This window comes from Planctomyces sp. SH-PL14 (assembly GCF_001610835.1).
GTDB lineage: Bacteria > Planctomycetota > Planctomycetia > Planctomycetales > Planctomycetaceae > Planctomyces_A.
In genome coordinates this window covers 4,704,891-4,718,078 of sequence record NZ_CP011270.1, presented here as the reverse complement: position 1 = coordinate 4,718,078, position 13,188 = coordinate 4,704,891, and the positions used below count along the sequence as shown (strand labels likewise).

Sequence of the window (13,188 nt, the reverse complement as noted above, 5' to 3'; positions counted from 1 at the left end):
CAGTTGGTGCGGCTGATCCTACCAGCGGCTGTTGCGGCCTGCGCCTTTGGATGCGTTGCACGACGAACAGGCCAGGGCGGCATTGGACAGGTCCGTTCGACCGCCCCGGCTGTAGGGCGCAACGTGGTCGACCTGGAAGTTGTTCCAGTCGAGAGGTTCCTCACACAGCGAGCAGCATTTCTTTTCATCGCTGTTCCAGAGGAGCCGGCGTTGCTCGGGACTGAAGATCCTCCGCTCGTCCTTGGCTTCAAACAGCCCGCTGAGAAGCTGTTCGATCATCTGCCCCCGTCGCTTCCGTTGGGCAAGACTGTCGGTCGATTGCTGCGTCAGCATGAGATAGTCGACGTAGACCTGCTGCTCGGGAGTCGGGCCGCGGGCCTTGCGCTGCTGCTCGCGGACCGCATCCACACCGTCGGAGAACTGCTGCAACAAGTCCGCGGCGACGTCATTCCGCTCACGGTCGTTCAGAATCAGCTTCTGCTGGTGCATCTGCCAGAGCACCAGGAACAGCGTGTAGAACTCCGCAGAGTTTCGGAACCGCGTCGACTTCAGATTGGGGCACACCTGCCGGACGGCTCGCAGTGTCGCGGAGAACTCGTCAATCGCCTTGTTCAGCTCGCGCGTGGGAGCGGCCTCATTCCCAATCGCTTTGTCGACCGCCTGCTTCTTGTGAATCGGGCCACCGGACGAAATCGATGCGAGGAGCTCACTGACCAGTTCGACGTCCCTCATGCGGTCGATGTCCGTAGTGGACATGATCCTCTCGGACGTGAGGAAGTCGCGGTGTCGCCTGGCGAGCCGTTCGGCTTCCTTCAGGAACGGGCTGTTGTAGAACCTGGCGTGTCGTTTCTCGCTGGTCGTCAGTGCCTTGCCGGTCGAGTTGATCCGGACGAACAGGTCGACAATGTCCGCCAGGGATCCGCCGACCTCCGCCACCTGGATCTTGTATGTCAGGAAATTGGCAGTTCGCTCCCAGCGCTCGAGCGATTTCCATTCCCACTCGTGTGGACATCCATCTTCGGCGAACTCGTGCTTCACCTCGAATCCGTCCCGGTGAAATGGGTGCTGCCGCGAGAACATGAAGATCGTTTCGAGGCGCTGCTTCCCGTCCAGGACGTCATATTTCGGGATACCCCCTTCATCGCGTCGATAGAGGAAGATCGACGGGACGGGATAACCCTCCAGCACCGACTGGATCAGCTTCCGCCGGTCGGTGATCCTCCAGACGCTCTTCCGCTGGAAACCGGGCTCGAGATTCAGATGCCCCTGCTCCTGCAGATTCCGCAGTTCCAGAATCGTCTTGCTGCTGTATTCGACGTGCATTCCCGTATTCGACATGGCCCCCTCATATTTGTTGCCCGCGGCCCGTTTTAGCCTGTGGCGTTCATGATGTCGCTTGCGCCACTGTCTCACCGCCTCTGGCGGGCTTCGCCCTGAATTCACCGCCGCCGGAATTAGACGAGTTCAAACAGACGGATCAGGAAGTCCTGCACCGCCTTGATCCGCGGCAATTGCAGGTTGGCCCCCTTGAACCACTTGTTGTCCTGAATGGAGACCTGAACTGCTTTCCCAGGTCTTAGGGCACTGGCCACGGCCCCGACAATGGCCTTATTCCGCATCGGGATCCTGGACAGGTCTTCCCCATCGTAGCCGGCGGTCACTGCCGCGACTGCATTATCGACGTGCGTTCGGGCCGATGCGAGCAAGACGGGATATGCCTGCGCGGCACACTCAAGGAGAAGATCTTCCAGGTTGCCGACTTCTCTGTTGTCGGGCAAGACATACGCACCTAGCCGTGGAGGACCGGCACCGACATCCCCTGGCTGGCCCGGCAGGGCGTGCCCGATGCCAGCCATTGCGGCCTGAATCCCCTGGTAGCGATCGGCAGCAGGAACCCCTCGATCCGAATCGAGCAGAATGCCCATTCCCGTCAGTTCGTCGGGCGGGAGGAAGACAGCATTCTCCTGGACGGTCTCAACCAGCCGGGAATCTCCAACGGCGCTGTGGAGGGCAATCGCATGGGAGTTGCTCTGCAGGAACAGCGGAACCGGCATGCGCTTTTGAAGATCGCCATCGTGAGGAAAGCTCCTGGGGACGAGTCCGTGAAACTTCTCATCAAGGTCGTCAAGTTGTTTCACGCGCTGCAGTCCGAACGGCCTGAGCAACCGATAGACGAACTCGACGTCATGTGGCCCCTCGACGACCAGATATCCATACTTCGGCACGGCTTACCTCACGTCCAGTCCGCGCTCGCGGCGGAGACGCAGCAGCAGTTCGCCGGGGATTCGTTTGACGTTCGTCCCCTCCGGAGTCTGATCGAGGTGATACGTGATGAGCTCGGCGCCGGCGCCCGCCATCGATTCGGCGATCGCATCAACCACCTCGAGGCTGTGCGTTGTCGCGAAGACCTGCACGTCGAGCTTTTCCGCGACCTTCGAGAGCCAGGTGAAGACACGCTCCAGGGCGCTGACATGAATACCGGTTTCAATTTCATCGATCAGCAGGACGCCTCCTCCTTTCAGTTGTTGCAGCGTGTTGGCGAGCAGGACCACCCGTCGCACGGCGTCGCCATAAACTGACAACGGTGATGGCCCAAGCCGCTTGTGATTGAGGTAAATTGCTGGCCGGTCCCCGCGGAATGAGGCAACGCCGATCTCGGTGACCTCCGGGTCGAACTCGTGGATGATCTCCAGCAGGTAGTCCGGCTCTGCCGAAGTCTTCCTTTTTCTTCGGGTAAACATCTGCTGCGACTGCGATCTCACCTGACCTCTGTTGAGCTGATACGAATACGGGGTCAGGGTCTCGGTCGGAATTTGCTCCCGTCGTCTGACGTAGCTCCGCCGACCGAATATGGGATCCTCTTCCCAAAGCTGAATGGATACCGGTTCGATCGCCGTTTCAGCATCCGATGCAGGTGGCAAGAGGGCTTTCGATCCAGGTTCGACTTTGACGAAGTGAGTGATTCGCGCTCCCCGCCAATCCCCGGCGGCGGGCAAATCACCAGTTCGATCACGCCGCCGAGTCAGCCTTTCGAGCTCTCGGGGTGCGGGCTCGCCGACCAAGTCTTCGTAGTCGACCCGTAGAAGGATCGACCCACCCCGACCCAAGCGGCTCAATCGAGCCTGGCCCTCGAAAAGAAGGTCGGGATCGCTCAATTCGCCCGATTGGTGAAAGCACCACCGCAGAGACTGGATTCGCGTCTCGTCTAGTCCGCCGAAGTCCCGGCGGCGAACCATTGCCGTCCATTCGTAGGGGTCAAACGGTCGACACAGGATCGACAGAGCCTCGATGACGCTGGTCTTGCCTGAGTTGTTCGCACCCACGAGGAGATTGAGTCGTCCGAGTCCTTCGAGCTTCAGGTGTCGCAGTCCGCGAAACCCGTTGATCGAAATATCTTCGAGAGATCGTTCTGACATTTCGCAGTTTCCTTCGTGGCCGGGCGACTCCATCGTTCCCGTCCATTGCGCCTTCTTCTTCGGTTGGACCGATCAGCCGGCACGCGCTAGGCCAGATTGTTGACCACGGATCACACGGATTTCACGGATGGCCATGTTGGGATTGAAGTTCTGAGGATAAGGGGCCTTGTAGGAGATCGACAGGCACGGCTTCTCACTCAGACGTTCGACGTCTCCTCTCTTCCGTGACATCCGCGTGATCCGTGGTTTCTGAATGGGCCGTGCCAGCGTCCGTGTACGAGCGTCTGTCGGCACACCGCCCGAACGACGACGCACTCATTTCATTCACGTGGTCTTCCTCTTGCCGCGGCCTGTTTTCGCCGGCGGCGTCCACGCCTTCACTTCCGCCAGCGTCTTGCCCAGCTGGCGGGCTTCGTCCTGGATGAAGCCTTCGAAGTAGTCCCCCATCTGCTGGCCGCTAAAGGCGGGGTCGGGGGCGTTGTGCCATTGTTTCAGCCAGGGGACCAGCTCGGCCAGTCCGGCGAGGAGGGGTGGGAGGCGGGAGTCGTCGCGGCCGCCGTGGCGTTCCTGCACGTCGACGAAGTACGCGCTGACGGCTTGAGCAAGCTGCAGGTGGTCGTAGCCCGCCCAGGCGATCATGGGTGTGCCGTCGGGTCCGTCGCAGTGGGGAAAGCTGACCCAGCGTTCCTTGGGGACATCCAAGTCTCCGCGAAGCCGCCAGAAGTTGCCATTCCGCGAATCGGCGCTCGTGTAGTCAGGGGGGACGGAGATTGTCCCAACCGACTCGCCGGCATCTTCGCGGCGCTGGAGCTCCCAGGTCTTCTCCCACTCGGTCCGTTTGCGAAGGCCGGAGTCCTTGAACCTGAGGACCGGCAGCAGTGGCACACTCTCCGCAGAGACGAGCTCCTCGACGAGCTTTTGAATGTCGAAAGCGTTGTCGTTACGGTAAACGGCTCCGGCCTCATGAAACTGGGGGTCGTTTCGTGCGATATCAGCGAGGCTGGCCAGTGAGATCATTCGGATCTCGATCTGGGCGGTAGGCGTACCGGTGTCATTCATTCGGCCGTCGAAGTCGAAGTACCGTTCGAGTCGGTCCAGAAGCCATTCGCGAAGAGCCTGCTCCAGCTGCGATTCCCATGACTCGGTGTTCCACCGGCGCTTGAATTCAGGTTGTTCGACGAGGCGGATGCCTGGATCAGCCTCGATCAGGTTGATCCGGCGTTCAACGATTTTGCGGTAGTCGTCCGGCCATTCGGGAGGAAGCTCGGTGATCGGTGTCGAACCGTGGCGCTCGAACCACGTGGTTTGCACTTCTCCTGCGGCCATCTTTCGGGCCAAGACTACCTCGAACGCCCGCTGGCCGAGCTCCAAAGGCGGGGGTTCCAAGAACGTCATGTCCTGATCCAACAACCCATAAAGCCGATAACACTCCCAGTCGAGTTCCTCTTGAGTGGCTATCAACCTCCGTAGAAGGTTTTCACTCGATTGACGTGCGGTCGCAAACATATCACTCCCTCGAACACCGCCCTGTACAAGCGCGTGCGGCAATGTTTCTCGCAGCGATTGAATGGTTGCTTGCAGCAGGCGTCCTTTCGCAACGGGATACGTCTGAGGCAGCGGAAAATCTTTAAGTTTCGTCGCGTTTCTCTCGAGACGAACCTCCCATCGTTCTTGGCCAGCGCCGGCTACCTGCCGGTGAACCTCCCGCTCCCAGAGAGCAGTAATAGATGAGCTAAATATCCCGAGAAGGCCCTCGTAAGTATCATCTGGCTCGTCGTCTCGCAGGATTACTGCGGGGGCCGGCCGATTGAAGACACTTCCACCGACGGCCATCGCGAAGTGATTATGCGTTGCTTTGAAAGCAAACACTAGACAACGGCGAACGAGATATCGCGCTGGAAAGAACATCGAGTGATCGATCCATCGCAGGCCCCGCTCTTGAATCGTCTCACCGTAGTCACGTCGAGACATCAGTACCGTTCGGTTACACCAGAAGTGGCGTGTCAGCGATGAGGGGAAGTTTTCAATTGGTGATCCCGTCAGGCGGTTGTACGGAAATATGACAACCGAACTTGGATGTACTTGAAAATGTCGAACATCTTCACCTGTAACAATCGGCACGACGAACTTCGACCAACCGCGGGTACGATCAGAGCGGCCTTCGAGCACGAAGGCAGGATCCTTTCCTGTATGAGTTGTACGACCAATTGCGACCGCCAGCGCGCGAAGTCGATGATGTGAGTTCGCCTCGATCGTTGTTTTGAGTAAGGCGACACCGCCCCCGCCAAGGGACCAAGGGTGCTTGGCAAGCGCGTGTCGTGGGACATTGTATACGGAGATATAGTCGTCACCTCCATCGGGAAGGTCGACGAGAGTGAGAATGCTCGACCATACTTTTCCTTTTGCAAGGTCCAGTGGCGCCGGAGTCTCTCCTTTAACTCCCATGACCACTCGCACTGCGCTGTTAACTGGAGGACGAGCACGTCCGAACAAGATCACAGTCGGCGTGTCGTGCCCCGGTGGTTGCAAGTAACGAGTGTCGACCACAGCCTGCAGGTCAACGCCGGGAAGGAAGACTTCGACCAATTTCGTGCCAAACTCATTGTTCATGAAGCTGTTTGCCGTAATCTGGCCAGTGTAGGCACCCTTGGCGGCAAGCCTGTAAATTTGCTCCATGAATGGCGCAGCAAGCGAGTATTGACCGTGGCAGGAGTCGAATCGCTTCCGGTAACGAGCGCTCAACTCCGAGTCGTTGGGAACGATGTAAGGCGGATTGGCCACTACCGCATGGTAAGACTTGGAGCGTAAAAGTTGCTTCAACTGCGGTAGGTCCTCGGTGGCGTAAGCGTGATCACACTCATGCGAGCTATTCTCGAGTTCAAAGTCAAAAACCCGCCGTCCTCCTCGATAGGGAGAATGTAGCAGCGAGTCGCCACAGACGAGGTTGATCTGGAAGGCCGGGGCGTTTGACAGTCGCGTGATTCCGCACTCCCGCAGCGCCGCCAGGAGAAGGCGGAACCGGGCGATCGCGATCGCGTACGGGTTCACGTCGACCCCGTTTACGCTCTCGAGCGCCCGCTGCACCAGCACCCGCACGTTCGTCCCCGGCTCCGCTCGCCGCCAGCGATCGAAGAGCCGTCGGAAGGCGCCCAACAGGAAGTGCCCGCTGCCGCAGGCGGGATCGATCATCCGGAAGCGTTGAGCGTTGAACCCTGAGGGTTCATCGCCTGACGAAGAGGAAGAAGGCTCTGTCGCCGGGCCGAGGCCGAACTCCTCAATCGCCGGGTCGAGCGTCCGGTCGAGGATGAACTCTTCCACGAACTCCGGGGTCTGCAGCAGCGCGTACTTCTTGCGGGCGGCTTCCGACAGATCCTGGTAGAGATCCCCCAGGAAGCGTGTGTCCCATGCCGGGTCGGTGAAGTCGTGCAGCAGTTGCCCCGTTCCCGCGTCGATCTTCTGGAAGAACTTCAGCAGTTCCCCCGCGGCGTCGGGCGACAACCAGTTCGGCAGCTCGCGGAGGGGGTTGTGACCTCCGAAGACGTCCCGCGTGCCGGGGAGCCTGGCGAGTTCATCGAAGATCTTCAGCAGGTAGTCCCGGTCGGACTCCTTCGGGTGCTGACGGAAATAGAGCTCATGCTCGTCCCGTGCCCGCTGCAGCCGCTCCCCCGGCCCCGAGATCCGCGGCGGATCGATCAGGCTATTGTCTTCCAGAAACCGCACGAACACCGCCGACAGCACCCACGCCGCGGCGTGCTGCGTGATCGCATCGCTCCGCCAGTCCTCGTAGTTCTGCGCCGTCCGCTCGGCCGTCTGGGCGCGGGCGTACTCCGCGCGGAGTGTGCGCCCGACCTCTGGAACCTCGGCCGACTCGCTCCGATCGAGCAGGTCCTTTTCGAGCCGGGTCAGAAGCTTCTGGAGATCGCCAAGGAGCGCGGAGCGGTCAATCATGAGACAACGTGTTTCGGCAGAACAGTACGGAAGGGGACTTGGAGCTTGGAGCCCGTCTCAGAACAGTTTTCTTTGCCACAGAGTGCACAGAGAGAGTGACACCATGCGGAGTGATTCGAGAGACAGGATGTCCACAGTAGGGTTCATCGGCATATCGGCTCTCTGTGTTCTCTGTGGCTGAATCACGATTCACCGGTGCTTCCGGTTGGTCCGGCCCCGGCCACTCCCCGCTCGGTCTCCCGAAGGCCGGCCCTGATCCAGCTCTGCGGGATCCTGGCCCGCTGGCCGGGGCCGATCAGGGGGACCGACTTGCCGTCGAGGAGCGGCTGCTCCCCAGCGAGCAGGAGCCACAGACCCGGAATGCCGTTCTGCCGGCCGACCTTCTGTGACAAACGGCTCAGGAAATCCATCTGCCCATACCGCGCGAGCAGCCCCGCATAGAGCACGAGCATCGTCTGTTTCGCCTGCAGCAGCCGCGCCTCCACCGCCGGCATCGCCCGGCCGACCAACATCAGCAGCTTGTCCCAGTCTCCCTGGTTCGGCGCAGCGTCGGTCTTCAGCACGAGTTCCCAGTCGACCCTGGCCTTCACGACAACCTCCTGCAGGGCGTCGAGCAACACCTCTTCGAGATCGACTACCTCGACATCGTTTGGGAACCGCTCGCAGATCTTCTCCCGCGCCGAGTCGAAGTGCTTCAGAGGGACCTGCAGGCAAAGGAACGCCCCGTCGGCGAGTGCCCGCTGGAGCTTCTCCTCGAACTGCCGGGCATCGGCTTCTTCCGGAGTGACGACTCCCGGTTCGCCCCGACCCGGTAACGTCGGACGCCGACTGGTCGAGATGCTTCCGGTCGAGCCGGAGTCCGGCCCGGGACCTTTCGACGTGTAGGCCCCCTGTCCCTCCTTGAGGACGGGATCCCACTCAAACTCGAAGCCGGCTTCCCGCAGCAGTTCGTCGAGCTGCGGCCGATCGGGAAGCGGGGCCGCGTCGGGGTAACGGCTGCCGACCCGTTCGCGGATCAGAGGGATTGTCAGCACGTTCACGCCGAAGATCGCCCCCTGCGACAGCTTGAGCGCCCGGAGCGCCGGCATCCCGCAGGGATAGAGCTCCTGACGGCTGGAGACCGCCGCCGTCTGCGAGACGGCTGCGGCAAGCCGGACCAGGCGGGTGTCCGCAATGTCGATATCGGCCGGAGCCGGAGCTTCCCGCAGGCGCTGCACGATCCGGGGCGATGCGGCCAGGGGATCTTCGGCAGCCAGCTCATCGGCGAGCGTCCCGAGCTTTTCGGCCCACGACAGGAGTTCGGCGGAGAGGGCCACGACGACCTGCTCTCCACTGCGGCGCACGACGAGTTTCGGCTCGGCCAGCGTTCGGTCGACTTCGAGGACCGCCCGCAGAACTCCACGTGCATGGGTGGTCCGGAGCGGCTCTTCGGCGAGCGAGCCCCGCGCCACGAGAATCGCGTCGGCCAGTTCGGGAATCGTCATGACCCCTCCCTGGCTGGCAAGGAGCCCCTCGATATCGGTCCGCAGCCGTGTCAGGGCGGGGTCGTTGGACCAGCGCTCCTGCAGCTTGCTGACAACCTGTCCGACCCGCGCCCGCGTGACGCCGACGGACCGCGCGATGTCGGCCTGGGCGGGCCAGGTGCCGGACTCGCCCAAGCCAAGCAGCGACCGCACCACCTGCGTGACGGTGTCTCCTTCACGCGAGGCGGTCTTGAGCAGCCGATCGGCCAGCAGGTCGACGCTGATCGCCGCGGTGGCGAGCGGATCGACCGGCGGATCCGGTTCGATGACGGGGGCCTCTTCGTCCACCGCGGGCCGGCCGAGTCTCTCCCGGAGGATCCGGACCGCGGCGAGGATCTCGCGCCGGGTCTTGTGGCCGACCCCCTTCAGCCGCTGCAGCCGGGCGGGAGAGATCGTCAGCAGGTTTGCGACCGTCAGGATGTTCGCCCGGTCGAGAGCGTTGGTGGCCCGCGTCCCGAGGCCGAGTTCGGTGATGGGGGTGTTGAACGTCGCTTCCACGAGCCGCTGCGCGAGCTCCGCCTTCCCCCCCGGGTCGTCGGATCCACCCACTTGGTCAACCTTGCGGAAGCAGTCGCGCCACGCCTGGAGCATTTCCTCGGCGTTGTCGAACCGCTCGGCGATGTTGCGGCGGAGCGCCTGGCGAAAGAAGCCGATCAGGGGCTCGCGGAGGCCGGGATCGAACTTCTCGGGGTCGAGCGTGATCTCGACCGTCGGGCTGAGCTGCGACGGGGCCGACTTGCCGTCCCCCCACTGCGGAAGCTGCCCGGTCGCCAGCTCGTAGAGAGTCAGCGCGGCGGAATAGCGTTCGGCATGCAGGTCCCAGCGGGGTGGGGCGGGCTTTCGCAGCGGCAGAAACGGATCGAGATACGCCTCGGTCCCGGCGCGGATGTTCTCGGGCAGGGTCCGCGACAGCGAGAAATCGAAGAGGACCAGGTGCAGCTTGTGTCCCCGGCCGACCATGCCGATGGCGATGTTCTCGGGCTTGATGTCCCGGTGCGGGATCCCCTGTTCTTCGAGGTGGGTCACAACGCCCAGCAGATCCTCGCCGAAGCGGTGCAGCAGATCGATCTGCAGGGGACCTTCGTCCCGGACCCGCTTGCCGAGGGTCTCGATGGACTTCTTTTCCCTGTCGGCGAACACCGGCCGGAGCAGGATTCCCATCCGGTCGCCGAGCTCGATCGTCCGGATCCACTCGACGATGTGCGGATGGCGGAGTTGTCTGCCGAGGACATCCGCTTCGTCCTTGACCCGGGCATTCTGCTCCGGGGCGTTGGCGACCTTCAGGATGTAATCCTGTCCCTCCTTCTCGACCAGCAGCGCGACGCAGGTGGAGCCCTGCCCGATCCGCCGGACGACGCGATAGCCACTGGGGAGGATGTCGCCGGCCGTGGCTCGCGTGGGATCGTCGCCGTATTCGTGGTCGGGAGCCGTCAGCTCTTCTTCGACCTCGTCGAGAGTCTCCAGGAACTGGGCGACCGAGTCGGTGCGGTTGAGGACGACGGGATGCGTCGCCTCCTGGATCAACAACTGCAGCCACTCCCCCGCCCCGTTGAGCACCGAGCTGATCTGCAGGCCGGTTGTATCCCGCAGCCTGTTGCCGAGCTCGATGGCGTCCGTCGCCGGCGGCTGGCCGGAGAAGATGTGGTAGGCGATGGCTCCGAGCGAGAAGATATCGAGGTGCTCTCCAATGGCGTCGCCGCTGAGGGCCTCGGGGGCCATGTAAGGCGTGCCGGCCCGATCGACCAGCCGATCCATATGCGACGTCGCGGAGACGGGCGGAGAGGCTCCCGCCAAGGACGAGCTTTCCCGATATCCGACCTGCCAGTTGAAGACCTTCAGCCGAGGGCGCTCGCTTGCTGCCGCGGTGACTAGAATGCTCTGCGGACAGAGGGCGCGGTGGACAACGCGTTTGTCGTGCGCAAACCGAACCACCTCGGCGAGCTGCCGGACGAGATCGAGCCGCACATCGAAGCTGAGGGAATCCGCCCGGAAGCGGAGGAAGTGGTCGAGACGGATGCTGACGGGGTCGTGCTCGAAGATCAGGGCGGAGCCGACTTCGTGCTCGGTGTAGCCGTAAATCCGGAGGACGCCGGGGTGCTGCAGGGTCTCGAGGAGCTGGAACTCGCGGAGGGCGGCCCGTTCGCGCATCTGCCGCTCTTCGGCCGTGGCGCCCTCCCGGACCAGGTAGAGCCGCACCCGGCGGATGACGTCCTTCGACTGGGTGTGGTGGGCTTCCCAGTCCTGGTAGCCCGGGCCGTCGCCGATGGTCTTCGTCAGCTCGCAGTCGTAGACCGTGCGGTGCCGGCGCGTCACGCGGATCCCGGCCTGATCCATGGCCTGGGCGACGAGCTTCGCCGTGGGCTTGTCGTGCGTCCCTTTGGCCGGTCCTTCGAGCCCGGGACACTCCCGGCGAAGGATCGCCGCCATGATGCCCGGCCGCGGATCACTGGTGTCAGTTTTTGGCCGGTCCCGGGGGCAGACGCGCAGACGGGCGTTCCCTTCCAGTTCGATCTGAAGCTGCGGGCCGGAGCAGAAGACAAGCGGCTCGATGAACGGGACTCGTCCCTTCTTGAACGCCTTCTGCCGCTCCAGCAGAGACCGGAGCCTTTTGGCCTTGAGATTGGTGGCGTTCAGCGGGTTGTCGACGACCTTGTGCCGGCCCTCGTGGATCCACGTCCAGGTTCCGGCGTCACCCGTCAGTCGCCCGAGGTGGCTCTTGATCTCAATCAGGAACAGGCCGGCCGGCGTGAAGACCAGCAGGTCGACCTCGTTGATGCTGCCGTCATCGGCAATGAATTCGAAGTTCGACCAGGCGCGATAGGGCTCATCGCGGGGAAACTGGGCGCGGACGAACTCGAGGGCTTCCTGCTCCCAGGAGTACCTCGACACCGAATTCGCCTGCCAGTTCGTGGTTGCTGCCATCTTGAAATGTGACTCGGCTGTTCATCCCGGGCGGTGAGCGACAGGGGACCGATGGACGGGGGCGGACTTCGGCCGCTGTTCCGCCAGTCGGAGCAGTCGTGATAACTCGGTCTCCTTGTAGAGACGGTAGTTATTCACTGGGTGGCGATGCTCCGGGACCTTCCCGTCTCGCCCCCAGTTGCGGAGGGTATTCGGGGAAACGCCAAGAAACGCGGCGGCGTCCTTGATTCGCAGATAACCGTCGAGTCTCTCCATCGCTGGAACTCCCGGCCCCGACGCGCCCCGTAGCACAGACGACAACTCTGCCAAACCTTACCAAGCAGGCGCCAGGGCGACAATTGCCCGGCGACCATCGCTCCAATCACTCTCACTCGAGAAGGGAAACTGCAATGAACCTTGTGACCGCGGAGCCCTTGTTCTTCACCAGTGATCCCGTCCGGCATGCATGTGCTCTGTGCGAAGGTCGGTTGACCTAGAGCCTGTTATGCACTATCGGCAACGAGATTCATCATTCTGCGGAGTATGAGAGTAGCGAAGGCCAGCCAGTGCCAGCTGGCCAGCGTGGAGCCGAGACGTTCGTAGTCCCGGGCCAGACGTCGGAAGCGGGCCAGCCACCCGAAGGTTCGTTCCACCACCCATCGCCGAGGCAGTAGAACGAAGCCCTTCTTGGCCTCGGTGTGCTTCACCACCTCCAGGTCGATTCCCTTCGCGCGAGCCGCCTCGGCTGGGGCCTCCCCCGTGTATCCCTGGTCGACATAGGCCAGCGTCACGGTTTGCCCCGTTGCCTGCTGGACCTGTTCTGCCAGCTCGGCCACCTGAGCCCGCTCCTGCTCGCTGGCGGGTGTCACCGTCAGAGCCAGGAGATGACCGAGCGTATCCACAGCGGCGTGGACCTTGGAGCCGTTCCGCCGCTTGTGTCCGTCGTACCCCGCTCGCGATCCGCTCTCCGGCGTCGACTGGATCGTTCGGGCGTCGAGGATGACCGCCGAGGGACTCGCCTTCCGATCTCCCGTCAGACGCAGCAGTTCCCGGACATCATGGACGATGGCCTCGAAAACGCCGGCAGTCACCCATCTTCTGGCCTGCTGATAGACGACCTGCCAGGGAGGGAAGTCTCCGGGGAGATATCGCCACTGACCGCCGGTCTTGACCAACCAGCGGAGGGCGTCGAAGACGTCCCGCAGGGAATGCTCCCTTTGAGGGGCGTCCTCCCTCATGAGAGTGAGATAGGGAACGACGAACTCCCACTCTTCGTCGCTGACATCGCTGGGATAGACCTTCCGTGGCTTATCCATCGACGCAAACTAGCGCCAGGCCATGACAAAAATCCACAACCGGCTCTAGCCGTAGGGCGACGCTGGCTTTTTGAGGCCTGAGTG

Annotated in this window: 7 protein-coding genes; all 7 read right to left on the bottom strand. The window is 62.5% G+C overall.

Going from position 1 to position 13,188, the window contains the following annotated elements; genetic code table 11:
* Positions 1 to 18 precede the first annotated feature (18 nt).
* Positions 19 to 1,338 (bottom strand): DUF262 domain-containing protein, encoded by a 1,320-nt coding sequence (locus tag VT03_RS18115; protein WP_082846328.1) that lies wholly within the window; start codon positions 1,336 to 1,338, stop codon positions 19 to 21.
* Between the two features lie 116 nt (positions 1,339 to 1,454).
* Positions 1,455 to 2,225 (bottom strand): DUF3226 domain-containing protein, encoded by a 771-nt coding sequence (locus tag VT03_RS18110; RefSeq protein ID WP_075094280.1) that lies wholly within the window; start codon positions 2,223 to 2,225, stop codon positions 1,455 to 1,457.
* Between the two features lie 3 nt (positions 2,226 to 2,228).
* Positions 2,229 to 3,416, bottom strand: coding sequence for an AAA family ATPase (locus VT03_RS18105; RefSeq protein WP_075094279.1), 1,188 nt, complete (start codon positions 3,414 to 3,416; stop codon positions 2,229 to 2,231).
* A 324-nt stretch (positions 3,417 to 3,740) separates the two neighbouring features.
* Positions 3,741 to 7,364: a BREX-2 system adenine-specific DNA-methyltransferase PglX gene (gene pglX, locus VT03_RS18100; protein WP_075094278.1), complete on the bottom strand. Its 3,624-nt coding sequence runs from the start codon at positions 7,362 to 7,364 to the stop codon at positions 3,741 to 3,743.
* 182 nt (positions 7,365 to 7,546) lie between these two features.
* Complete coding sequence (gene pglW, locus VT03_RS18095) at positions 7,547 to 11,809, bottom strand: BREX system serine/threonine kinase PglW (protein WP_075094277.1); 4,263 nt, start codon at positions 11,807 to 11,809, stop codon at positions 7,547 to 7,549.
* Between the two features lie 21 nt (positions 11,810 to 11,830).
* Positions 11,831 to 12,064 (bottom strand): MerR family DNA-binding transcriptional regulator, encoded by a 234-nt coding sequence (locus VT03_RS18090; RefSeq protein ID WP_075094276.1) that lies wholly within the window; start codon positions 12,062 to 12,064, stop codon positions 11,831 to 11,833.
* A 227-nt stretch (positions 12,065 to 12,291) separates the two neighbouring features.
* Positions 12,292 to 13,104, bottom strand: coding sequence for an IS5 family transposase (locus tag VT03_RS18085; RefSeq protein WP_075094275.1), 813 nt, complete (start codon positions 13,102 to 13,104; stop codon positions 12,292 to 12,294).
* Positions 13,105 to 13,188 lie beyond the last annotated feature (84 nt).